At 33.0% G+C, this 25,131-nt stretch carries 24 protein-coding genes and 1 tRNA gene; 8 read left to right on the top strand and 17 right to left on the bottom strand.

Features of this window, described 5'->3' with window-relative positions; translation table 11 throughout:
- Window positions 1–18: 18 nt before the first annotated feature.
- The 4 genes from sufC to ACMFKV_RS05115 are packed head-to-tail and all read left to right on the top strand — an operon-like array spanning window position 19 to window position 3,702.
- Complete coding sequence (sufC, locus tag ACMFKV_RS05130) at window positions 19–774, top strand: Fe-S cluster assembly ATPase SufC (RefSeq protein WP_336288519.1); 756 nt, start codon at window positions 19–21, stop codon at window positions 772–774.
- Between the two features lie 17 nt (window positions 775–791).
- Window positions 792–2,054 (top strand): Fe-S cluster assembly protein SufD, encoded by a 1,263-nt coding sequence (sufD, locus tag ACMFKV_RS05125; protein ID WP_413154662.1) that lies wholly within the window; start codon window positions 792–794, stop codon window positions 2,052–2,054.
- Between the two features lie 9 nt (window positions 2,055–2,063).
- Window positions 2,064–3,308, top strand: a complete 1,245-nt coding sequence (locus ACMFKV_RS05120) for a cysteine desulfurase (protein ID WP_413154661.1) — start codon at window positions 2,064–2,066, stop codon at window positions 3,306–3,308.
- Window positions 3,301–3,702, top strand: coding sequence for an SUF system Fe-S cluster assembly protein (locus tag ACMFKV_RS05115; RefSeq protein ID WP_336288522.1), 402 nt, complete (start codon window positions 3,301–3,303; stop codon window positions 3,700–3,702). The genes ACMFKV_RS05120 and ACMFKV_RS05115 overlap by 8 nt, the downstream gene beginning before the upstream one ends.
- A 331-nt stretch (window positions 3,703–4,033) precedes the next feature.
- On the opposite strand, the gene sodC is transcribed toward ACMFKV_RS05115, so the two are convergent.
- The 5 genes from sodC to ACMFKV_RS05090 form a co-directional block, all read right to left on the bottom strand.
- Entirely contained in the window at window positions 4,034–4,564 is a 531-nt protein-coding gene (gene sodC / locus ACMFKV_RS05110) for a superoxide dismutase [Cu-Zn] SodC (protein WP_413154660.1), read from the bottom strand.
- Window positions 4,565–4,999: 435 nt separating this feature from the next.
- Window positions 5,000–5,323, bottom strand: coding sequence for a hypothetical protein (locus ACMFKV_RS05105; protein WP_336288524.1), 324 nt, complete (start codon window positions 5,321–5,323; stop codon window positions 5,000–5,002).
- Complete coding sequence (locus ACMFKV_RS05100) at window positions 5,301–5,645, bottom strand: hypothetical protein (protein ID WP_336288525.1); 345 nt, start codon at window positions 5,643–5,645, stop codon at window positions 5,301–5,303. Before ACMFKV_RS05100 ends, ACMFKV_RS05105 begins: the two co-directional genes overlap by 23 nt.
- Window positions 5,646–5,938: 293 nt before the next feature.
- A complete protein-coding gene (locus ACMFKV_RS05095) occupies window positions 5,939–6,415 on the bottom strand; it encodes an NUDIX hydrolase (RefSeq protein ID WP_336288526.1) in 477 nt (158 codons plus the stop codon).
- Window positions 6,416–6,427: 12 nt separating this feature from the next.
- Window positions 6,428–7,654 (bottom strand): UbiH/UbiF family hydroxylase, encoded by a 1,227-nt coding sequence (locus ACMFKV_RS05090; protein WP_413154659.1) that lies wholly within the window; start codon window positions 7,652–7,654, stop codon window positions 6,428–6,430.
- 162 nt (window positions 7,655–7,816) lie between these two features.
- Between ACMFKV_RS05090 and pcsA the strand changes: the two genes are divergently transcribed.
- From pcsA to ACMFKV_RS05075, 3 genes are read left to right on the top strand one after another with little or no spacing between them, the layout of a single operon-like run.
- A complete protein-coding gene (pcsA, locus tag ACMFKV_RS05085; protein ID WP_413154682.1) occupies window positions 7,817–8,608 on the top strand; it encodes a phosphatidylcholine synthase in 792 nt (263 codons plus the stop codon).
- 11 nt (window positions 8,609–8,619) lie between these two features.
- A complete protein-coding gene (locus ACMFKV_RS05080; RefSeq protein ID WP_413154658.1) occupies window positions 8,620–9,666 on the top strand; it encodes an enoyl-CoA hydratase/isomerase family protein in 1,047 nt (348 codons plus the stop codon).
- Window positions 9,663–10,097, top strand: a complete 435-nt coding sequence (locus ACMFKV_RS05075) for a DUF6163 family protein (RefSeq protein WP_336288529.1) — start codon at window positions 9,663–9,665, stop codon at window positions 10,095–10,097. Before ACMFKV_RS05080 ends, ACMFKV_RS05075 begins: the two co-directional genes overlap by 4 nt.
- Before the next feature lie 770 nt (window positions 10,098–10,867).
- Here ACMFKV_RS05075 and ACMFKV_RS05070 read toward each other — a convergent pair.
- The 8 genes from ACMFKV_RS05070 to ACMFKV_RS05035 all read right to left on the bottom strand — a co-directional run bounded on the left by ACMFKV_RS05070 (window position 10,868) and on the right by ACMFKV_RS05035 (window position 18,671).
- Window positions 10,868–11,689 carry an MBL fold metallo-hydrolase gene (locus tag ACMFKV_RS05070; protein WP_413154657.1) on the bottom strand — a complete coding sequence of 274 codons (822 nt, stop codon included), beginning with the start codon at window positions 11,687–11,689 and terminating at the stop codon, window positions 10,868–10,870.
- Window positions 11,690–11,699: 10 nt separating this feature from the next.
- Entirely contained in the window at window positions 11,700–12,473 is a 774-nt protein-coding gene (locus ACMFKV_RS05065) for a TatD family hydrolase (protein ID WP_413154656.1), read from the bottom strand.
- A complete protein-coding gene (metG, locus tag ACMFKV_RS05060; RefSeq protein ID WP_413154655.1) occupies window positions 12,463–14,022 on the bottom strand; it encodes a methionine--tRNA ligase in 1,560 nt (519 codons plus the stop codon). Before metG ends, ACMFKV_RS05065 begins: the two co-directional genes overlap by 11 nt.
- A gap of 61 nt (window positions 14,023–14,083) precedes the next feature.
- Window positions 14,084–15,139, bottom strand: coding sequence for a DNA polymerase III subunit delta' (locus tag ACMFKV_RS05055; RefSeq protein ID WP_413154654.1), 1,056 nt, complete (start codon window positions 15,137–15,139; stop codon window positions 14,084–14,086).
- Window positions 15,136–15,780, bottom strand: coding sequence for a dTMP kinase (gene tmk / locus ACMFKV_RS05050; protein WP_336288534.1), 645 nt, complete (start codon window positions 15,778–15,780; stop codon window positions 15,136–15,138). Before tmk ends, ACMFKV_RS05055 begins: the two co-directional genes overlap by 4 nt.
- A 20-nt stretch (window positions 15,781–15,800) precedes the next feature.
- Window positions 15,801–16,976 carry a D-alanyl-D-alanine carboxypeptidase family protein gene (locus tag ACMFKV_RS05045; protein WP_413154653.1) on the bottom strand — a complete coding sequence of 392 codons (1,176 nt, stop codon included), beginning with the start codon at window positions 16,974–16,976 and terminating at the stop codon, window positions 15,801–15,803.
- Window positions 16,977–17,341: 365 nt separating this feature from the next.
- Window positions 17,342–18,214 (bottom strand): septal ring lytic transglycosylase RlpA family protein, encoded by an 873-nt coding sequence (locus tag ACMFKV_RS05040; RefSeq protein ID WP_413154652.1) that lies wholly within the window; start codon window positions 18,212–18,214, stop codon window positions 17,342–17,344.
- 381 nt (window positions 18,215–18,595) lie between these two features.
- A tRNA-Lys gene (locus ACMFKV_RS05035) sits at window positions 18,596–18,671 on the bottom strand.
- Between the two features lie 698 nt (window positions 18,672–19,369).
- Here ACMFKV_RS05035 and lexA point away from each other — a divergent pair.
- Complete coding sequence (gene lexA, locus ACMFKV_RS05030) at window positions 19,370–20,080, top strand: transcriptional repressor LexA (protein WP_336288537.1); 711 nt, start codon at window positions 19,370–19,372, stop codon at window positions 20,078–20,080.
- Between the two features lie 1,386 nt (window positions 20,081–21,466).
- Here the strand turns inward: lexA and ttcA are convergent.
- From ttcA to ACMFKV_RS05010, 4 genes are all read right to left on the bottom strand, one after another.
- Window positions 21,467–22,345, bottom strand: a complete 879-nt coding sequence (gene ttcA / locus ACMFKV_RS05025) for a tRNA 2-thiocytidine(32) synthetase TtcA (protein WP_336288400.1) — start codon at window positions 22,343–22,345, stop codon at window positions 21,467–21,469.
- Window positions 22,346–22,619: 274 nt separating this feature from the next.
- A complete protein-coding gene (rpsD, locus tag ACMFKV_RS05020) occupies window positions 22,620–23,237 on the bottom strand; it encodes a 30S ribosomal protein S4 (protein WP_336288399.1) in 618 nt (205 codons plus the stop codon).
- Between the two features lie 182 nt (window positions 23,238–23,419).
- Complete coding sequence (gene murI, locus ACMFKV_RS05015) at window positions 23,420–24,229, bottom strand: glutamate racemase (protein WP_413154651.1); 810 nt, start codon at window positions 24,227–24,229, stop codon at window positions 23,420–23,422.
- Complete coding sequence (locus ACMFKV_RS05010) at window positions 24,222–25,058, bottom strand: RNA methyltransferase (RefSeq protein ID WP_413154650.1); 837 nt, start codon at window positions 25,056–25,058, stop codon at window positions 24,222–24,224. Before ACMFKV_RS05010 ends, murI begins: the two co-directional genes overlap by 8 nt.
- Between the last annotated feature and the right edge of the window lie 73 nt (window positions 25,059–25,131).

Genomic DNA, 25,131 nt, shown 5'->3' with positions numbered 1-25,131 from the left:
AAAAACAGGACGTAAATTATGTTAGAGATTAAAAATTTGCATGCCCGTATTACTGATACTGATACAGAGATCATTCGTGGCTTAAACTTAACCGTTCAAGATGGTGAAGTGGCTGCTATTATGGGGCAAAATGGAGCAGGAAAATCGACTTTGTCTTATTTGCTCGCCGGTCGTGATGATTATGAAGTAACAAAAGGCGATATCGTTTATAATGAGCAATCTCTTTTAGAAATGGATCCAGCAGAGCGTGCTGCATTTGGTATTTTTCTTGCTTTTCAATATCCAATGGAAATACCTGGTGTTGCAACAATGGAGTTTTTAAAAACTGCAATAAATTCTCAGCGTAAAGCTCATGGTGATGAGGAGCTTAAAACTCCTGAATTTATTAAGCGTGTTAAGGAAATTTCCTCTAAACTTGATATAGATATGTCTATGCTCAAACGTCCCTTGAATGTTGGTTTTTCTGGTGGAGAAAAAAAGCGTGCTGAAATTCTTCAAATGGCTCTCCTAGAACCAAAGCTTTGTGTTTTAGATGAAACAGATTCTGGCTTAGATATTGATGCATTAAAGATCGTTGCAGACGGAGTTAACAAGCTTCGTGATTTAAAACGTTCATTTTTGCTTATTACGCACTATCAGCGCTTACTTGATTATATTATACCTGATACAGTGCATGTTCTTCATAAAGGTCGTATTATTAAAAGCGGAGATAAATCATTGGCACTTTATTTGGAACAAAATGGATATGCTGATATTATCGGTGAAGCAGCTTGAGGCCATTGAATATGCGCATGAACTCACAACAAGAACTGATAGCAGTTGAAGCAGATATTATAAATCATTTTAATCAGCATATTAATGATTTTCCTGGAAATGGGACAGTGCGTGCAGTTCGTAAGGAAGCTATTGAGTTATTTCAAAAAGCACATCTTCCTTCACGTAAAATCGAAAATTGGCACTATACCAATCTGCGCGTTCTCTTGAAATCTGTTAGTGATTTTTCAAAAGTAGACAATATCCAATCGATTGATGCACTGCTTTCAGAAAATGCTGTATTTTCTATTGAAAATGGTAAAACACTTGCACAATCCGAAATATCAGATATCAAAGCAGAACGTCTTATAGATGCGTTGGAAAAAAATTATGTAAAGATAGATAAAATCACGGCTGATGAAGATTTTATTGGACAATTGAATACAGCTTTCTTTACAGATGGATGGTTCTTGCAAATCCCTGAAAATACAATATTAAATGCCCCTATAGAGTTGCAAAATATTCAAAGAGGTGGGCAGTCGCATATTTTATCAGAGGTTACAGTTGAAGAAAATAGCCAAGCTGTTATTATTGAACGCCAAATCGGTGACGATAAAGATACTTTTATCAGTTCAATATTTTCGTTACATGTTGCAGCTCATAGTGATGTAACATGGATTCTTATCCGAGATCGGGGAATAAATTCTACACAATTTGGTCGATTGCGTGCTGTACTTGGCGAAAATGCTCAGTTATCACTTTATGTGGTTAATATAGGCAGCCAACTTAATCGACAAGAAATCGATGTTGAATTACAAGAAGAGAAAGCTAATTTTCAACTACGCGTAATAAATTTATTATCTAAAAAAACACATAGTGATCTTACAATGACAGTTCGGCATATTGCAGAAAATTCAACATCGACAGAAGTTATTCGTAATGTTGTCACAGATCAAGCGCATGGTGTTTTTCAAGGAATGATACGTGTAGCACAAAAAGCTCAAAAAACGGATGCACGTATGGCTTGTAATAGCCTCATCCTTTCAAATGACGCAGAATTTTATGCAAAGCCTGAATTGGAAATTTTTGCTGATGATGTTGCATGTGGTCATGGTGCAACGGTTGCCAAAATTAATCGTGATCAACTTTTTTATCTGATGGCACGTGGTATTCCTTTTAAAACTGCTCGAGAGCTTTTAATTAAAGGTTTTGTTACAGAATTAATTGAAGATATCAAGCATGATAAAATTCGAGCAGTTCTCGATAATATTATTGTCCAATGGTTAAAGAAGAATATCTAAGGCAAAAAAATGGAAAATGATGCATCAACGTTAAGTTATAATGTAGAAGAAATTCGTCGTGATTTTCCTATTTTACAACATAATGTTTACGGCAAGCGACTGGCTTATTTGGATAGTGGTGCATCTGCTCAAAAGCCGCAAATAGTACTTGATGCGATGAATGATTTTTATCGATGTCGTTATGCAAATGTGCATCGAGGAATACATTTTTTATCGAATGCAGTTACACAATCTTATGAAGATGCCCGCGAAACAGTTCGTACTTTTTTAAATGCACAAACAGTAAAGGAAATTGTCTTTACAAAAAGTGCAACCGAAGCCATTAACACTGTTGCTTACGGTTGGGGTATGTTTAAATTGAATGAAGGTGATGAAATTATTCTCACCATTATGGAGCATCATTCAAATATTATTCCTTGGCATTTTATTCGTGAAAGGAAAGGTGTTAAGCTTATTTTTGTGCCAGTTGATGAGAATGGTGTTTTACATGTTGAAGATTTTCAAAAAGCTTTAAGTGATAAAACAAAGCTTGTTGCTATTACTCATATGTCCAATATATTGGGAACTGTACCTGCTGTTAAGGAGATTATTAAGTTAGCGCATCAAAATACTATTCCTGTTCTTGTTGATGGCTCTCAGGGAGCTGTACATTTAACAGTTGATGTACAAGATCTTGATTGTGATTGGTATGTTTTTACGGGGCATAAGCTTTATGGTCCCACAGGGATCGGTGTCCTCTATGGTAAAGAACATCAGCTAGAGGAAATGAATCCTTTTCAAGGGGGAGGGGAAATGATCGAGGATGTAACGATTGATAAGGTCTCTTATAATGCTCCTCCTTACCGTTTTGAAGCAGGGACTCCTCCTATAGCTGAAGCTATTGGATTGGCTGCTGCCATTGATTATATGCAAAAAAAAGATAGAAATGCTATTCATGCTCATGAAACAGCACTTTTAGCTTATGCGCATGAACAGCTTGAAACGGTTAAATCATTGCGAATTTACGGACGTTCTCCTCATAAAGGCGCTATTATATCTTTCGAAATGGAGGGCATTCACGCACATGATATAGCTATGTTTATTGACAGACAAGGTGTTGCTATCCGTGCAGGAACGCATTGTGCACAACCTTTATTACAACATTTTGGTTTAACATCTACTTGTCGCGCATCACTAGCCATGTACAGTAATCATGAAGATATAGATCAGTTAGTAGAAGCATTAGAAAAAGCAAGGACATTTTTTAATGGCTAAGTCAATTGAAGCATGTAACGCTACCGGTTTTGGTAATACAGGAAGCGAAAAAGGAAAGTCTTATGTATCAGCAATTCCAGAAGCTGAAATTGAACGTATGACAAATGATATTATTGCCGCTCTTAAAACAGTTTACGATCCAGAAATTCCTGCTGATATTTATGAGCTAGGATTGATCTACCGTATTGATATTGAGGATGATCGCTCAGTAAAGATTGAAATGACGCTCACAGCACCAGGATGTCCTGTTGCAGGTGAAATGCCAGGTTGGGTAGAAAATGCTGTAAGTGCAGTTGAAGGTATTTTGCAGGTTGAAGTAATCATGACATTTGATCCACCATGGACACCTGATTGTATGTCAGAAGAAGCACAAGTTGCTGTCGGATGGTATTAAAAAATTAGCTCTTCATATGCAATAAGCTCTTTACTATTTTCAAGCGTTTAGACTTAAGGGGCAACTCCATGAATTTTCATAAAAAAAATGAAAATTCATCTGAATTAAAAAAGCAACTAATACTTGGGATTTATGGTGGGTGCCATTCTGTTAAAAAATTTCTAAGGAAGACTTCTAAACAAAAATCCCATGTTTTATTGAAATATCTTTAAATATTTTATTCTCTACATCAAATATTAGCATAAATTTGTGCAAAAATTTATTGATGAGAGCTATTTTGGTTATCTTATAAGTCTTCCTTCGTTAATGGATAAAAAAACACTCCTACTGTTTATTGTTCTTCAATAATTCCACAAGCTAAACGCGCACCACCTCCGCCAAGCGGCAATGGCTTATCTGATTGATTATCCCCTCCTAAGTGAATTATTAATGTGCGATTTTTAATGTCAGAAATTTTTCTCATTCGTGGTGCGAGAACGCTCATTGTTGCTCGACCTTGCTCATCAACATAAAGTGCAGGTAAATCACCAAAATGACCATGAATATTGTAAGGTCCAAGATGTTTTTTAGTATTTTGCGGATCATAGTGTCCTCCTGCCGCACCACCAATTACGCCATCTTTTGTGTCACACGAAGGATTCATATGTACATGAAAACCATGCAAACCTTCTGGAAGTGAAAATAAATTTGGTGTAAAAATTAAACCATGTGCATTTTCTTCAATTGTTATTACACCTATGGGTTTTTTTACGTTGTTCTCTTCCAATTCATAAATTTTTACTTGAATTGAAGCTGCAAATGTAGTAATATTATGGATAAGAAATATGAATGAAGTTAATAAAATAAAGAAAATTTTTTTCATAAGACACCTTTTTGTATTTGTTTGTACTTAGTTTAGTAAAAAAATATATTAATATTTTGAAATTAATATAAATTTTGAAGCTTTATCGTGAAATGTTTTTTGTTTTTGTAACTTTGTTTTCAACTTAATTTGATTGAGTAAATAGCGTTTTTCTCCTTATAATGGGGTATTATTTTTTAAAAAATACGATTAAAATAAGTTCTTAAAACTTTTATAAGTGTAGATTATCATTTACATTGCTCTAAAAACCACGCTCACAAACGAAGTAGATTTTTTCAAAGTGTGGGAAAAAACTGAATGAAAGATTTATAATTAAATCAGCATTTTGTTTATAATATGATGCAAAAATAAAATTACAATATCTAACATATTGATTACAAATGTTTTTATTTATAAGTAAATAAAAAAATCATACTCATCACAAAAAAAATGATTTCATGATGTATATAAATTATTCACAACAATGCAAAATGTACCAATAAAAATACCTATGATTGATCCTATCGCTGCGCCAATTATTGTACCAGTAGGGAGTGCTATGTTTATCCCCATTGCAATAATTGGACCAAACCCTGGAAGAGCAATATAACCATAAGCTGCAAGAATTGCTGCAATTGCTCCTGATACACTCCCATTTAAACCTCCAATAAATGCAGACTCTTTAAGAGAATAACACATTTTTTTAAAAAATTTTTTCTCACAGTTCTTTGAATTAATGTTACTATAAATTTTAAAATCAATCATATTTCTTTCTTTCACTTTGAATACTAACTGCTCCAGAATAATCGACTGATATGAGAAAATAGCATTTTTTGAATTCCACTAAAGCGCGCCAAATACCTTTATCATCTAGACGCAATCGTTTAATATTTCTAAAACCATTTTGTATGAGATAATTTTTAATTTGCGAAGCAGTAAATGAATTTTGTCCTGCTTTAGTAATGTTCTGTGGAAAGGAATAAGCAGAGATTTGACAATAAGGATCATAAAAAACCTTACTTATCGAATCTGTAACTATAGATGAGATAGATACGACCATTATAAAAAACATACTTGATTTTAATTTTGTACTTAATCTCATCTTATTACAATCTATTTAAACGATGCTTTTATATATTAACCTCATACGCTAAATTAACTTTTGTATTGCTCGCAAGTTCCCTAAACTATTTCATTTTTGATATTATACTTAACAGCGCAAATTTTTTAAAATGTAAGTTTATGAATTAAAAGTATTTTTTCTGTATCAGTTTATCAGAAAAAATATTATGAATATCAATCTTTAACAAAATTGTATCTTTAAAATACGTAATTTTACAATATTCATATTATTCAAGGGAGCTCATATAAAGAAAAGATATATGATGATAAACTTTACGCGTATGAATTTTTGTGAAGAGGTTTATAATGCAAAAAAATTTTTTTGAGTTGTGGTTCACGAACACGTTTTACAGCTTCTGATACTGTAACCCATTCATACATACGTTGATTTTTTTCTGGCCACTTTTCTTCTTGATACAAATAGAGTACAGCAAAAACATAAACACAGAGCTTGCGATTTTTTCCTTCAGGTAAATCCGATTTTTCATACTCATACATACCTATAGGAGATGTTTCGCTAACACCTCGTACTCCAGCTTCTTCAAAAGCTTCTTGCAATACAGCTTGTGAAAAAGATTTTTTGGGCATTGGCCATCCCTTTGGTATGATCCATCGACCAGATCCTCTACTCGTAATAAGAAGAAATTCAAGATTTTTATTTTTCATGCGATAAATTAACGCACCAATTTGCAAAAAACATCCATTATTTAGCAAAATATACTTATTATAAGCTATATCAGTACCATTCATTTTTTTATCATATCAATGTAGTTTTTTAGGAAATTTAATTGGGAATTTTGGCATAATTTCTTTTAATCCATAACCAAAAGATATGCCTTCTCGCATAAAAAAATTACGCAACGGAGAACAATGCTGTAATAACCCAAATCCAATACCCCGCATAATGTGAACAGGTAACAAATGAGAAAGTAAAGCATAATTAAGCATATGAATAGAGCTGCTTCGAATAAATATATCAGGTCTGCGATTTTGATTATAATGTGTAACAATCGCTTTAGAATTAAAATCGAATACTTGTTTGGGTAAAACATCAATTAAAGTTTGCACATCACGAAACCCTAAATTTAGTCCCTGTGCTCCAATAGGAGGAAGAACATGGGCTGCTTCCCCCACTAAAATTGTCTGATTAACAGCAAAACGATGAGCGATCAGTCCTGAAAGGGGCCATGCTTGAATTGGTGTTTCTACTATCAGTTTTCCAAGCATTGATTGCATTTGGTCTTCGATCACTTTTGCAATCGCTTTTGAATCTGTATTCAATAATTCTTTAGCGCGAGAAGGATTGACAACCCATACAAGACTGGATTTATGCCCTAACAGTGGAACTTGCGTAAATGGACCATCTTCTGTATGAAACTCCGTTGATGTATTTTGATGAGAAAATTCATGCGAAAAATTTAAAACAAGTGCCGTTTGTGAGTAGTTCCACTTTTTTATGCCTATGCCAGCTGCTGCTCGGGTTGGAGAATGTCGTCCATCAGCAGCAACAACAAGCGATGTTTGAATGACTTCACCACTCGAAAGAGTAATGCGTACATGATCTTGCTGATGATGAAAAAATTTTGCCAAAGAAAAAAATCTTATAATATTTGGCATCTGTGTAACTGCATCAGCTAAAGCATTATTTAATTCTATATTAGGAACATTATAACCAAAAGCCTTTTCACCAATTTCAGTAGAACAAAAATTTAGGGTGGGAGCGCGCACAATTCTAGTTGTTATATCAACGATTCTGATAGAAGATAAAGCTGCAGCGTAACGTTGAAGAGTATTCCAAACATTAATTTTTTGAAGCATCTGAACAGCTGGAATCATAAGAGCTGTTGTTCGTAATTCATCTGCATGGGTAAGCGGACCAATAAGAAAAACAGAATACCCTTTATGTGCAAGACTAAGCGCTGCTAACATACCAACTGGGCCTGCACCAATAACAGCAATATTTTTATGCTTACTTTTTTTAAATGTCACAATTATCTCTTTTCATTGCGTAAAATTTCTCTATTATATTCCATAATAAATAATGCGATATAAAAAAGTAACTTTTTTATGCTTTCTTACATATGAATAATATCATAAAGAAAAAATAATGTATTAAAGAATGAAGACTTTTAAAATGAGGATAATAAAACTCTGAAACGTAAATTAACAAAAAAGATTAAAACTAAAGCTGATCTTTTGCGTCATAAAACAGTAACGATGCCGCAAGCGAGGGCTTTTTCTGTTCATTTATTAACAGCTTCTGGTTCATTCTTAGCATTTTTATCTCTTATATCTGCATCTGAAAAAGAATGGAGTGCCATGTTTTTTTGGCTCGGTCTTGCATTGTTCGTTGATGGTATCGATGGGCCGATTGCACGTAAGCTTGATGTTAAATATGTACTCCCAACATGGTCTGGAGAACTACTAGATAACATTATTGATTATGTGACTTATGTTTTAATTCCAGCTTTTGCGCTTTACCAAAGTGGTTTTATGGGATCAAGTTTATCATTTTTATTAAGCGCGATCATCGTTATTTCGTCAGCTATTTATTATGCAGATACTGGCATGAAAACTAAAGAAAATTTTTTTAAAGGATTTCCTGTAGTCTGGAACATGGTGATTTTCATGCTTTTTGTGGTAAGACCAGGGGAGTGGATTGCCTTTACTATTATTATTCTATCCGCAATTATATCCTTTTTGCCAATTTATTTTATTCATCCAGTAAGAGTTATTCGTTTACGTAGGCTGAATTTTTCAATTTTTTTCTTGTGGTGTTCTTTTGGTGTTGCTGCATTTTTTTACCAATTAAATGCTCCATATTGGGTTAAGATAGGAATTTCCATAACAGGTATTTATATATATTGTATTGGCGCTATTATGCAACTTTTTCCTCAATTGGGTGCGCAAAAAAATATTGCAAACAATAATAAGTACTTTTAGAAGAATTAAAGATGCAAATTGATTTTGGGGCAGGTAATGATATTTCTTTTATAAAAGAGGGACGTGCTGGTATTATAAAGCTTACACGTCCTTCTGCATTAAATGCTCTTAATCATCGAATGATTTCTGCTTTTAAAAAAGCTCTTAGCGCATGGGAAAAAGATGATGATGTTTCTTGTGTCTTAATTGAAGGGGAAGGACGAGCTTTTTGTGTTGGTGGGGATGTTGTAGAAATTTACCATATGGGGAAAGCGGACTCTTCTTATCAGTATTTTAGTGATAAATATCGCTTAGATGCTTATATTAAGCGTTTTCCAAAACCTTATATTTCTCTTTTAAATGGTATTTGTATGGGAGGAGGGGTAGGCATTTCTATATATGGTTCATACAGGATTGTGACAGAAAACACACTGTTTGCTATGCCAGAATGTGCTATTGGATTTTTTCCAGATGTTGGTGCAAGCTTTTTTTTGCCACTTCTTCCTGACTATTTTGGTGTTTATCTTGCATTAACAGGTGCGCGTATAAAATGGGGAGATTGTTTAAATTTAGGATTAGCAACTCATGCAGTTCCTGAAGTTGAACTAGATATCGTTAAAAAATCTATCATTGAGCAGGGCAATCCTATTTTAGCTTTAAAAGAACGAACAATCACAAAAGATTATGAAACAAGCCATGAAATCCGTCATGTTATTCGTGTTTGTTTTGGTACAAATACGTTGGAAGAATGTATGACATTGCTTTATAAAAAAAGCAAAGAAGGACTATCATTTGCCAAAGAATGTTATGATATTTTACAATCACGTTCTCCTACAAGTTTAAAAATTATTTGGAGACAAATGAAACAAAAATCATTTCAAACTTTGGAAAATTGTATGAAAATTGAAAACCGCATTGCACATCATATGATCAATTCACATGATTTTCGTGAAGGTGTACGTGCAATGTTAATTGATAAGGATCAAACACCTAAATGGCATCCAGATAAACTCTCAAACGTAACAAGTAAAACAATAGATGCTTATTTCCAACCCGTTAAACGAGAATTATTACTTTGATAAATATCTCTCAAAAACAGATTGCAAAAATTAATTTAATTTACAGCTTTTATTTGCGATTATTAGCTTTAATTTGCTTAGGACTGGGTGTCTTTTATTGGTTACGCCTTGTTGGCGTATTTTCAGGAATTTTATGGCGCTTTGATCTTATGCCATGGCAGTGGCAATTTTTATCAGGAACATTAGCTATTATTTATCCTATCGCGTTAATCGGACTCTGGATGTACTCACCATGGGGAATCGTCTTATGGTGTATTGCAGCTTTTACAGAAACATTTGTGATGACAATTTTGTGTTCTGACACTACTTCTATTTACCCGCTGCTTATGTCATTATTTCATGGAATATTATTTTTAGTTCTTATAATATTACAAATTATAATGATCTTTTTTAAAAGGAATCATACCATTGATTCTATTGATAATATTTAAGAACTAATAGACACAAAAACAAAATCGAGCCTTAAATTATTGACTCAATTTTGTTTTTTGCGTAGAGCAGCTTTTCATTAGAAATTTTTTAACAGAATGGCACCCACCATAAATCCCAAGTACTAGTTGCTTTTGCTGAAAAAATCCATATTAACGATCCTAATGCTCCAAAAAATGACGCTATCAACATATAATTATATCCTTTCTATTCTATTTTACATGACCCAAAATATCTTTAATATAGACATTACAGCTTCTATTATTCCCCAAATTATTTTCATAATCATATATCCTTTTTATTTATTATTTAAAAGTTCCATAATATATATTATGCGATAATGCGATGTAAAATAGAGAGATATTATCTAGACAAAATAAGACTTATTCTACACACATTAATCACACTTATGTCACACTGGTCACTATAAAAACAAAATTGTGTCAAAATTTTGTTTTTATAGTGAGATACATTTTGGTTGCTGGATACTTACATTCATTTATTCATTTCAAAAATTAAGCTTTAAGCAATATTGCTTAAAGCTTAAAAAACAACTGTGATACTGTACAATGAACGCGTAAATAAAAAAATAAATCACTGCAATAATTTAAACGCTTTCTTCAGTAAATTAATTTACGTTCTCCAAAAATATCTATAAACATTTAAATTACATCATGTTTTCCTGAAATAACTAAAGTGGCACTTCTTATCTTTATTTTGACATAATTATGTATAAAAAAACAAAATAATGCCTTAAAATCGTCTTTAATATCTAATATTGATGAGGGATTTCTGTTTCAAAGACAAGTCCTTGATATGCAGGCTTAATATGTGAGGGGATATAATTTGTGAGCTCATTGTAATCAAGCGATCTATCCATATGTGTTAATATAGCTTGTTTTGGTTTTAAATATTGTATCCATTGTAACGCTTGCTCAACAGAAAGATGACTTGAATGAGATTCAAATTGAAAAGCCTCAATAATTAAGATATCCAAATTCATTAATTTTGGTAACGTTTTTTCAGGAAATGTACTCACATCTGTACAGTAAGCAACATTACCAATACGAAATCCTAAAGAATGAGTAGCACCGTGAAATTGTAAATGCGTATTAACGGTTATTGCACCACCCTGCCCTTGAATTGTAAATTGGCTATCTTCATTTATAAGATGCGCTTCTAAAATAGGCGAATACAATGAATCTTTTGGTGTTTGAAAACAATACCCAAAAGAATTTTTCAGATGTTCTAATGTAAACGCATCTGCATAAATATTTATTAAACATTGTTGTGCAAGTGCATAACTGCGTAAATCATCAATTCCATGAATATGATCTGCATGAAAATGTGTATAAAGAGCAGCATCAAGATGATTCACACGTGCATCGATCATTTGTGACCGAAAATCTGGACCAGTATCAATAACAATTGTTGTTGTTTTTTCTGATTGGTGAATACGCTCTACCAATAAAGAGCTTCTATAACGTTTATTTTTAGAATTATTTGGGTCACAAGCTCCCCAATCACCATTAGGACGCGGAACTCCTGAAGAAGGACCACAGCCTAATATTGTAAATCGATACCGATCAAACATACCTTTTACCTTATTTCATTTTGCTAAATAAACGAAAAGCATTTTGTGTCGTTATCTGAGCTATTTCTTCAATAGTTGAGCCAATAGTTTCAGCCAAAATATCTGCTGTATAACGCACAAAAGATGGCTCATTTGTTTTACCACGATGAGGAACTGGTGCTAAAAATGGCGCATCTGTTTCAATCAATAAACGCTCATGCGGAACAATTTTTGCTATTTCACGGATTTCAAGCGCATTTTTAAAAGTAAGAATACCTGAAAAAGATATATAACCACCAAGCTCAGTACCAGCACGAGCAAGTTGCATTCCAGATGAATAACAATGAAAAACGAAAGGAAAAACTCCTTCTTTTACCTGCTCACGCAATATTTTTTCCATATCTGTATCAGAATTGCGTGAATGAATAACAAGAGGAATCTGCGTTTCTCGAGCAGCGATAATATGTTCATAAAAAATCTTCTGTTGCTCTTCTGGTGAAGAATAATCATAATGATAATCAAGACCAGCTTCTCCAAATGCAACAACTTTAGGATGATTCGATAGACGAATAAGATCTTGGGCTGTGATATTTTGTTCTTCGTGAGCATAATTAGGATGTGTTCCAACAGAACAAAATACTTGATCATATGCCTGCGTAATCTCTAAAAGCCTATCCAATTTATGAACGTGTGTTGAAATCGTAATCATACGTTGAACATCAGCATCTAAAGCTCGTTGTATAACATCATCCAAATTTTGCGTAAAATTCTCAAAATCAAGATGACAATGTGTATCAATCAGCATAATGAATATCGTCTTTCTTAAGCATATAACGAGGAAAGATTGGTTCTGGTGAAGGAAGGTCTTGACCTTCCTGAATTTTTGAGTGACTTATGTGATGCAATAATCGATCTTCTTCAGCAATTGCAAGACTATCAAGAATTTTAGCTGCTGATTGTGGTATGAAAGGTAATAACATAATTCCTATCCGCCGCAAAACCTCTATAGTTACGTAAAGAACTGTACAGAATCTTTCTTGATTATTTTTCCGTAAACTCCAAGGCTGCTCATTAGCAAAATAGCGATTGGCATCTGCCACGACTGAAAAAATAGCTGAAAGCGCTAAGTGTATTTTCTGAGAGGACATAGCTTGACGTGCAGTTTCAAGCGCTTGAAGAGATTGTTCCAAAAGTTGTTCATCTTGAACTAAAAATGCAGCTGGTGTAGGAACTTTTGCATCACAATTTTTGACAATCATAGACAAAGATCGTTGCGCTAAATTACCAAGATCATTAGCAAGATCTGCATTAATGCGATTCACAAAATTATCATGACTATAACTACCATCTTGTCCAAATGGTATTTCACGAAGAAGGAAATAGCGTACTTGATCAAGACCGTAATGGTCAACCATTGCAAAAGGATCAACTACATTGCCAATGGACTTTGACATTTTTGCACCGCTATTGAGTAAAAAACCATGAGCGAAAATGCGCTTAGGTAATTCAATTCCAGCAGACATTAAAAAAGCTGGCCAATAAACTGCATGAAAACGGATAATATCTTTACCAATGATATGTGCATTCGCAGGCCAAAAATCACGCCTTTTTGAATTATCATCAAAAAAATTAATTGCTGAAAGATAATTTGTGAGTGCATCAACCCAAACGTACATCACGTGCTTTGGATTATTAGGAACACAAATTCCCCAATTAAAACTTGTCCGTGAAATAGAAATATCTTTTAAGCCTGATTTGATAAAACTTATAATTTCGTTGCGTCGTTCAGTAGGAGCAATAAAATCAGGGTATTTTTCATAGTGCTCAAGAAGAGCTTTTTCAAAACGAGAAAGTCTAAAAAAATAACTCTCTTCTTCGTTCCATTCAACTGGAGAACCTAACTCCTTTTCACGGCGAATTTTATCTTCTCCAATTTCAGTATCTTTTTCTTCATAATAAGCTTCTTGGCGAACTGAATACCAACCACTATAACAGCCAAGATAAATATCGCCATTAGCTTCCATTTTTTTCCAAATTTCTTGACAAGCTTGATAATGCCGCTTTTCTGTTGTACGGATAAAATCATCATTAGAGCAATTTAATGCTGCAAGCATTTTTTGAAACACAGCACTGTTGCGATCTGCAAGTTGCTTGGGCGTTATACCTAACATCTCTGCTGTCTGTTGCATCTTTAAACCGTGCTCATCTGTACCAGATAGAAAAAATACATTTTTGCCATCTAAGCGTTGAAAACGAGCCAAAGCATCACTTGCAATTGCACTATAGGCATGTCCAATGTGTGGAGTACCATTAGGATAAAAAATTGGAGTTGTTATATAATATGTATCACGCATGCCATACTCATTGTAAAACGTAATAAAGATATAAATGACATAACGTTTATTAGTTACATTGTCACGGAAAAAGCTCTTTTTCTCGAATGATCTTATGAGCTTTAAAAAACAGATTGATAATGAATTGCTTTTTATCAAGATTAAATGATTGCATTTCCAATACTTCTTGATGAACTTCTTGCCACATTTGTGCGCATTTTTTTGAGAGAACAAAATCTCCTTTTTCAGCTAAAATGATAGCTCTTTTTTGAACTTTATCAAGAATTTCATCACAAAATTGTTGAAATTGGATACCTGAAGAAGGAGACGAAAGTGTTTGAGCAAAAGTATGTACGATAGCTGGATTATATATAGGCTGTTTCAAGATAGTATCAATGGTTTTAATAATTTCAAATCCCCCGTGGCAAATAAGTAAAGCTGCTTTTCTAGGATTTCCTTTGGATTTTTGAATAATCGTCTCAATAGCCTCTTCATCAGCTATAACCTGATGAGAAAAAATATGTGCAATGACTTGTTTCATCTCATCATCATGCAATGGACGCAAAGAAATTTGTTGGCAGCGTGAACGAATTGTTGAAAGTAATTTTCCTGAAGAGTGCGTAACAATAATAAATAAAGTCTTTGCAGGAGGTTCTTCAAGCATTTTAAGAATTGCGTTAGCCGCGCTTTTATTCATATCATCAGCGGGATCGATAATAACAATGCGCCATCCCCTATCTTGCGATGTTTGATGTAAAAAATACATAATATCGCGGATATCATCAATGAGTATACCTGTTTTAAATTTTTGTGTTTTTAAATCAAAGCGACGTGAAATATACAAAAGATTAGGATGACTGCCATGCATAATTTGACGCCATGTGATTGAATTACACTCTGGTTGTAAGAATTGACCTTTTTGAGAGCTTAAAATATTCCAAGCAAGATGAAATGCTAATATGGCTTTTCCAATCCCTTGCTCTCCTTCAAATAATAATGCATGAGGTAAACATTCTTCTTTACACATTTGAGCCAAAAAATGACGAACAGCTTCATGACCAAAGATAACACTATTTTGTGAAGGTGATAAAACTGTATCGATATCGTCATATTGACGTAAAAAATTTACATCACTCATAGAAAATGACCCAATATTACCTGATGACAAATATCTCTTATTTGTTGTGCAATAACTTCTACTGCGCCTGTTGCATCAATTACACGAAATCGATCAGGCTCCTGTTTTGCTAATCGAAGAAAAGCTTGACGTCTTTGTTCTTGAGTTTTTAATTCATCTTTTTCAAAACAATCAATTGTTTCTGTTTTTTTTCTTCGCAAATTTGCACGTTCCATACCACATGTTGCTGGCATATCTAACAAAAACGTTAAATCAGGAATTATTCCATTTACAGCAACACCTTCTAAAACAGAAAGAATACGAGAACTTACCGCGTTATTGAGTCCTTGATAAACACGTGTAGAATCAATAAAGCGATCACATAAAACGATTTTACCTTCTTGCAAAGAAGGAGCAATTACTTCGCTAACATGATCAGCACGCGCAGCTGTAAACAAAACTGCTTCAATTAAAGATCCATAGTGTTGAGCCTGACCAGATAATAAAACATGGCGTATTGCTTCTGCACCTGCTGTTCCTCCTGGTTCTCGTGTTATAACAACATCATAACCTTTGCTACAAAGATACTGAGCAAGCAAAGAAATTTGCGTTGTTTTTCCTACTCCCTCTCCTCCTTCAAATGTAATAAAATAACCTGACACGTATAAACCTTAATTTTTATTTAATCACGTACTATAAAATATTTCCGTAACCATCCAATTGTTATTTCATAGAATGCATCTTTTATTTTTGTAAAAAAGTCTCCTTCTTGAACATGAGCTCCAGCCCAAACTGGTTTTTCAAAAAGAATTTTTTTATCTTCTGAAATTTGAATAACACCAACCTGTTGCCCTAAAACAATAGGAGCTTTCAATGGGCCACGGTACTTAATTTTTGCTTTAACGTTAATTTCTTTTTCATTCGAAAGCATAAAACTTATCGGCTCTTTAACAACAAGTGGAACAAAGCTTTGTGCCCCACCATAGACATAAGCATGACCAACCATCTCTCCCTTTGTAAAAATTGTTTTAAGATCGAAAGCTACCATTCCCCATTGAAAAATGCGTTCTATTTCTTTTGTACGCCCTTTACCATCCTGCAAACCATTTATTGCTAAAAAAAGACGTCGATGATTCTGATAAACAACAGCAACCATTGAAAAACCTTCTTTTTCGCTATAACCAAAGCCAAATCCTTCTGCACCAATTTTTTTAGAAATAAGAGGATTTTTATTACGTTGAAAAATATTATTCCAAGTAAAATGAGGTTCACGATATAGCGTATAATAATCGGAATATTCGTGAGCAATGTGACGCGCTAATACAATCATATCACGCAATGTTACAAACTGTCCTTCTTCAGGAAGCCCCGTTGCATTAACAAAATGACTATGTGATAATCCAAGTGTCTTAGCTCGCTGATTCATTAATTTTACAAAATCAGCTTCACTTCCTGATATCCCTTCAGCAAGAATAATAGCTGCGTCATTTCCATTGACAACAATTAAGCCCCGCAAAAGATCAGAAACACTAATTTCTGTCTTCACTTTTGCAAACATAGTGGTTGTACCAGATGGTGCTCCACCTTTACGCCAAGCATTTTCGCTCACTTTAAATGTCTGTGCACTGCTTAATAACCCTTCTTTTAATTGATGAAATACCACTTCAGCCGTCATAAGTTTTGTTAATGAAGCAGGAAAAAAAGCAATATCACTTTTTTTTTCAAAGAGTATTGTGCCTGTATCACCATCTAATAATAGCAATTGTGATGCAGAAGTTTGAAAATTTTTTGCCCTCCCGCATTCAGTCAATGTCAACGCAAAAAATAAGGCAAACAAAATCCTTAATACAATATACATAACCGACTCTCTCCTCCCATATTTCAAGAATCAGCATAAAGAATCCTTTTGTACAAGAAAAATTTTGTTTAATTTCTGCAGAAAAAAATCACCTGCAAACTTAGAATCAATCACTCTTTTTTTTCAGTACCATAAAAATAAACCAGTATATCATACTGTTTCTTTCTCTTGAAAAAAGTCTATTTTTAATATTCTGAATACACTTAGAGTATAATAAGTTTTTTTAATAGCCATTTTTTTATAATAACACTCAACTTAAATTTTCTTTAAAATGAGCGAATTACTATAATCATTCACTTTTGATTACTTATAATTTAAAAATTGTACGTATCTGAAAATTAAAATATTTTTTTAAATAACTGTAATCAATTTATCTTCATCTTTTTGTTTAGCTTATTCATAAAAGCCACCTGATCAAACGGCATCGGCTTATCAACTAAAACGGGACCAACTTCTGGTAATTTTATTAAAATAGTTTTCCCTAACTGCTTTCGTTCAGCAATAACTTCAGCTGACCGCTTTTGACCGTCTGCGTCGAATCCCTTTAACATGATATCTTCTTTTTCTTTTGGTAAAGCTGTCAATACTAATGAAGATGAAATATTATCTTTAAGCGTATAAGAAGCCATTAAATAAGCGCTATCATAATAATCAACGGGCGCTTTAGCGATATATTCCACTTTAACATTTGTCACCCCCGCATTTGCATAACCAAGTATTGTTGCAGCGCGTTTTGATAAATCAATAATTCGATCTTTCATAAAAGGACCGCGATCATTCACTCTAACAATGAGTGAAGAGCCATTTTCTAAATTAGTAACACGAGCATAACTAGGCAAAGGCATTGTGGGATGAGCAGCAGTCAAGAGATTCATGTCGTAGATCTCGCCATTCGCAGTCAAACGCCCATGAAAATCTGAACCATACCACGATGCTTGCCCAATACGTTTATAGGTTGGATCATCTTGAGGATAATACCATTTTCCTTTTATTTTGTAAGGTTTACCTACAACAGCTCGCCCGCGACTCTGTCTTTTCGGTTTATCCCATTTATCCGAAGCTTTTTTAGATGGGAAAATAATTTTTGAATCTGTTGATTTCTTATTATTCAAATGTGTTGTAGGTACTATTTTTTTGATGCCACAGGATGCTAATAACAGAGAAACAGCCACCACAAAAGCAAATTGGCATATTGATTTAACAATGGAAGTAAATTTTTCTTTGTCATTTAAAAACATTTTTAGCCCGCTTATTTTTGTTAGTTATTTAACGCAAAAAACAAATCACACTCTCTATACGCAACAAAAAACCCACACTCGTAAACTATTTCCCTCTATGATATTTTTGAAATGCACCATTTATCAAGAAATTAACATAATGTTAACCTTTTTTTCCGCTGTAAAAAATAAATGCTATCGAGCAAACATTAGGATGAATTAAAATATAATAAAATCAATGCATTAATAAAAATACAATCTGATAATATAAGCTGTGAATAGGTGGAATGGTTCTATATAAACAGCAATAAATTGTTCTAATCATGCAAACAATAACTGTAAAACAATAATCAGCTCAATAAATACTCATCATTCTCATGAAATTTAGAAATATTATTAACTTGGTGAGCGCGCAGGGATTCGAACCCTGGACCTACTGATTAAAAGTCAGTTGCTCTACCAACTGAGCTACGCGCTCTCAAACAAATCACATTGCTTGTAAAAACAGGTGGAACATACGGTTGACTTTTCATTTGGTCAACACTTTTTAGAGAAAATATTATTTTTATTTTGAGTTATCAATATTTTTCTAATTTTTTCCCTTCTTTACCACTGCATACACAGTTTTTACCATTTTAAAACTTGAATAAAAATAGTAATTTAAACATAAAAATGCTTCTGATTCTTGAAATAAAAATTGTGACCATTTCAAAGTTATTGAAAAAATTGAAGTACAAATAAACTCAGTAAACTGAATTTAAAAATCAATAACGATAAAAATCGTTATTAAATATACTTAATAAAAGTAAAAAAACATCTTATCAAAAAATTCTAATGTTATTATTCTTATAGAAATAGAATATTTATTTCTCTATAATTTTAAATATATTATTTTTTATTTTTAAATTTTTTATATAATTAAATAATCTACAATAAATTATGTGCAGAATATTATTATTTTTATTATTTAAAAATTAAAATAATTTAATTAATATTAAAAATATCATAAATAAATTATAAAATATATTACAAATAATAAATATTTTATATTATTTTTATTTAAAAAATAAAAACATAAAGCAAATATTTTTAATTTAAATTGCAAAAATTTGTAGAAAAATTAAAATATAAATACGTTTTATTGTCTATTTGCCTCTTTTTTGATTGGATTATTGAATGCTGACATGTAAACAATATGAACTACTTTTGTTCATTCACAATCATATAAAAGAAACTGGTATTTCTCCATCATTTGATGAAATGAAAACAGCATTGGAACTTGCTTCAAAATCTGGCATTCATAGACTTGTTACAACCTTAGAAGAACGAGGGTTTATACGCCGCCTGCATAACCGTGCTCGTGCAATGGAAGTTATTCGACTCCCCAGTAAAATAACATTTAATCTTTCTTCAGCTCGTAAAATTTCTCCCACTGTAATAGAAAAAAATAAAAGAGGGATATCAAAAAATTTTGGTCTCGATAAATTTGATGAAGAAGATAAAAAAAATATTATTATCCCCATTATGGGGCGCATTGCTACAAGTGTCCCTATTTCCTCTATACTGCAACAAACAGATACACTTTCTTTACCACAAGATATGTTGAGTGTAGGTGAGTACTATGCTTTAGAAGTGAAAGATGATTCTATGATTGAAGCTGGTATTTTTGACAAAGACACGATAATTGTTAAACAACAAAGTACAGCAATGTCCGGTGAAATTGTTATTGCATTCATTGATAAAAAAGAAGCAACCTTAAAACGTTATCGACGCAAAGGAGCCTCTATTGCATTAGAAGCTGCAAATCCTCTCTATGAAACACGCATATACAAATCTAAGTGTATAGAGATACAAGGAAAACTAATCGGACTTATTCGCAAATATTAAAAATAAAAAACTTGTTAACATATTCAATATATATAAATTACAAATTATTCAGTATTTTTGTGAAGATTATAAGTATATTTTCATACAGAAAAAATTTAAATAAATATATAAAAAATATATTTTGTATATATAAAAACAAAATTCATTATTTTATTATTAATTATAAAATAAAAATAGTAAATGGTACTTAATTTTTATAAAGTTTTAGTAATTATCATTGTAGTATCTTTTATCAGTATCATTTTTTTCATATTTCTAAAAATATTTATAGTTTTTGAGAAAATTATTACAAATTTTCAATTTGAAGATTAAAAATTCTTACATATTAGATATCAAGATATCTGATCTTATTATTGTGAATAGCTATACTTTTCTTAATGTTTTCTGAAATGAATTATTGGCTAATATTAATATAATCCTCAAAAATAAAAAAACTATTGTAACTAGATATTTTGGTACTGCCCTTGACACTATTTACTAAATATATCTCAATGTATTTGCTGTTAACATAACTGCAAGCCTATAAAGGCATTATACAAGCAATTCATATAATGATTCTTTTAAATCATACTCACTTTATCGATTTAATTCCTCTGTAAACTATTTGCTTAATACCTCACCATTATGCTTACTTAAGAGCTTCTGAAAGATGTTATAGTGGATGTAATTTTGTATTATCACTACTTTACACAATAATCTTATTTCACGCATTATCCGTGATATTATTGATAAATCTAAAAAATTTGTACTAAAAAAAATTTAGATTATTTTATAAAATACAAGTGCTTATAGCATTGATATTAAATATCTCGAAAATTTTGGAAAAAATCGTATAAAAAACCAAATTTTTCGATCTTTTTCGCAAACTAGGCAATATGAAGTATTGCGATACGCATGCATTATTTTTTATCCTGACCTTCAGGTCGGTGAAGCTATTGAGCTTATAACTGCAAGAAAAGTACTTGCTTATTTAAATACTCTTTTTCAGCATAAATCTACAAACTATTTCATGTAATATAATAAAAAATGCCAATTTTTATAGTATTTAAAAATTTCTAAATCTCACCTTGTGATTAATATTTATTATCGGCTTTCCCAGAAAAATTAATGGAGATTTAAACACCACTTCTCGCATAGTGAGAGAAAATAATTGAAAAAAATTCCAGTTTTTTAGTAATGAAAATGAAAACAAAACAGCTAAAAACTGCAGTTAATATGATTCTTCAAAGATAAATAATGTATGATTTATTACCACGACAATCATTTAATGTAGAAGTCATTTTATTACCGTTAAAATTGAATAATCAGGTACTTATGACCTTTATAGAAAAGTAAATTCAAAATAGTTATAAAAAGCTTAAACTTATCCTGATTAGCATCTAATACTTACAATAAGTTTTTAAAATCAAAAATTTTTTTATCAAGCAAGTGACTTGGACGCACGTTCGTCAAGGCACGAATCATGGTATCTTTACGTCCTGGCATTCTATTTTCAATATCTTTCAACATTTCCTTCATTGCATTGCGTTGTAAACCATCCTGACTACCGCAAAGATTACAAGGAATAATAGGAAATCGCATTGCCTGAGAAAATTTCTCCATATCTTCTTCAGCAGCGTAAACAAGGGGGCGCAAAACAAAAAGATCCCCTTCATCGTTTATAAGCTTCCCAGGCATGGCTGCTAATCTGCCACCATGAAATAAATTCATAAAAAACGTTTCTAAAACATCATCACGATGATGTCCGAGAACTAATGCAGAACACCCCTCTTCACGCGCAATACGATATAAATTACCGCGTCGCAGCCGAGAGCAAAGAGAGCAATATGTTTGCGTATGTGCCAATTTATCTGTAACAACTGAGTAAGTATCCTGATATTCAATACGATGCGGAATTTGATAAGAATTTAAAAAATCTGGAAGAATATGTTTTGGAAATCCTGGTTGTCCTTGATCAAGATTGCAAGCCAGAATTTCAACAGGTAAAAAACCACGCCATTTTAAATCTAGAAGAAGCGCTAGTAAACCGTAAGAATCTTTTCCGCCAGATAAAGCAACAAGCCATTTTTTTCCTGAAGAGAGCATAGAAAAATCATCAAACGCTTGCCGCATATGACGCAAAAGCCGTTTGCGTAATTTGTTAAATTCTACAGTCGAAGGTACAGCCCGAAATATCGGATGACAATCATCAATTTCAACTGCACAAGAATCAGTTTTATCTCTATTTTTTTCTAAAGTCTGATACTCGACTAAAGTATTATTCATAAGACCATAAATCCTGCATAATATAATAGTTCGTCTTGCAACAGTAACATAGACAACAACAGATATAACGCAGCTTAAACTAACACCATTTAATCTATAATTAGATACGCAAATTCAAAACAAAGCTATACCAAACTTTATTGCTATAAAACATAACAATAAATTTGATATAGCACCAATTTACATAAATTATCTGTTAGCTTCAACGACAATAAAGTAACAAATATTTCTGATATATAGCAAAATTGAAAGGGTGATACCCCTTCTAAAAAATTTATCGAGAATAAAACTCAACAACCAAATTAGGCTCCATCTGCACAGCATAAGGAACATCTGCAAAAGCAGGAATACGCGTGAATGTTGCTTTCATCTGATTATGATCTGCTTCAATGTATTCTGGTACATCACGTTCTGCCAATTGCACAGATTCCAAAACTAAAACAAGTTTTTTTGACTTTTCACGAACCTCAATAACATCACCTGGCTTACAGCGATATGATTGAATATTTGTACGTCGACCATTTACATTAACGTGACCATGATTGATAAACTGGCGAGAAGCAAAAATCGTAGGTACAAATTTTGCACGGTAAACCACAGCATCTAAACGCGATTCTAAAAGACCGATAAAGTTTTCACCAGTATCACCACGCCGACGAGCTGCTTCTTCATATGTTTTACGGAATTGTTTTTCTGAGATATCACCGTAAAACCCTTTCAACTTCTGCTTAGCACGCAACTGCACACCATAATCAGAAAGTTTTCCTTTACGACGTTGTCCATGCTGACCTGGACCATAATCCCGACGATTAACAGGAGATTTCGGGCGACCCCAAATATTTTCTCCCATACGGCGGTCAATTTTATATTTTGTTGTTTCGCGTTTACTCATCGCATTTCCTTTAAAATAAACTACAAGACTTTAACTAAAGCTCAAGGAAACGCGCCCTCCTCTGCCTTCAAATATATAAAGACTGACAGGATAGCTTAACAAATAATCTGCAAAGTCATCCACGGGACACGTCAATTAACGCCATTTTCTTAAAAGAAAAAGCTGAAATAGTCTTATTGATCTTACACCCCAAAGTCAACTCCTTTCATTATATTTAAGCCAAATCCTTTTAATAAACGCTCAGTAGAAGACGTTATATTTTGCGATGTAAACAACGCAAAATCTTTACTCTTTTTTATATTTTGATGATGTATTCTTGGCAATAATGATCTAGTGTATTTGGCTATAGATTTTGCTGTATCAATCCATTCAACTGACCACAAAGCTTGTTCACGAAATAAGTGAATCAAAAAAGGATAATGCGTACAAGCTAAAACAATAATATCAGTATATTTGCCGTTTTTCTCAACAAAGCATGGAGAAATTTCATAGCGTAATTCTGCAGAATTAACAGGTTTTCCACGTACGTAATTTTCAGCAAATGCAGCAAGCTTTTCACTTCCAACAAGCTGAACATGGCACTGCCCAGCAAAAGAATTGATTAATTTATGCGTATATGCACGTTGAACTGTTCCAGGAGTAGCTAACACTGAAATCAAACCAGATTTTGTTTGTTCAGCCGCTAATTTTATTGCAGGAACTGTCCCTACAAAAAAAATATGAGGAAATTTTTGCCGTAAATCTGCCATCATTAATGTAGAAGCGGTATTACAAGCGACCACACATAAAGCGGGATTGTAAAGTGCTAGAAGATTTGTAAAAATCCTTAAAATGCGGTTCTTTAAAATATTTTCTTCCCAATTTCCATAAGGAAACCCTGCATCATCTGCCACATAAATAAATTGAGCTTCAGGAATAAGAACACGCACTTCTCTCAACACGGTTAAGCCACCAATTCCACTATCAAAAAAAAGAAGAGGCTGTTCAATCATCAGTATTCATACCTACCTTAATTTTCTTTCGATCACGACCTACAGGCGCACCACTCCCCCGTGGAAATTTGGGCGAAAAATGATCTAATGAAGATATAACTCCCCGTAACAAGCGAACCTCAGATTCGCTAAAATTAGCGCGTGTAAAAACAGAGCGCATGTTTGCAAGCATTACCTCTTTGCGTTCTTGAGGTCTAAAATATCCACGAACATCCAAAGCGCTCTCTAATTGAGATAGAAAACCATGAAACGTTGCTTTACTAGCTGGCTCCATCTCTACCGCACGAAAAGCCGTATCGCTCACATCCTGTAGACCTGACTTCATCCACTCATAAGACATAAGTAAAACTGCTTGTGCAATATTAAGTGACGCAAAAGCAGGATTCACTGGAAAAGTGATGATTTCATCAACAAGACTGATTTCCTCATTTTCTAGTCCCCACCGTTCTCTTCCAAATAAAATACCTGTTTTATGTCCAATATTTTCACGCTGACGCAATATATTTGCTGCTTCAACAGCACTTTTTACAGTTTTAAAACCACATCTTTCACGTGCTGTTGTAGCAAAAACATAGTGCAAATCTGCGATAGCATCACGTAACGTATCAAAAATTACTGCATCGTTAATGACATGATCTGCTTTGCTCGCTGCAGCTCTAGCTTTTTCATTGGGAAATGCTTCGCGAGGCTTAACTAATCGAAGCTTAGAGAGTCCAAAATTTGCCATTGCCCTTGCCACCATACCAATATTTTCTGGTAACTGCGGCTCAACTAAAATGATCATTGGACCATTTATTAAATTTTTACGATTCCTATTTGTTCCAGCCATCAATTTTACCTAATTTTATCAATTACGGCTCTTATCACTATTTTTTGAACGCAACTTTCTCAAAAAAATTCCC

The sequence above is a fragment of the Bartonella propinqua genome (assembly GCF_047263965.1).
In the GTDB taxonomy this organism is placed as follows: domain Bacteria; phylum Pseudomonadota; class Alphaproteobacteria; order Rhizobiales; family Rhizobiaceae; genus Bartonella.
The sequence above is the reverse complement of the archived record's forward strand: the minus strand, read 5'-3'. Positions and strand labels throughout refer to the sequence as shown.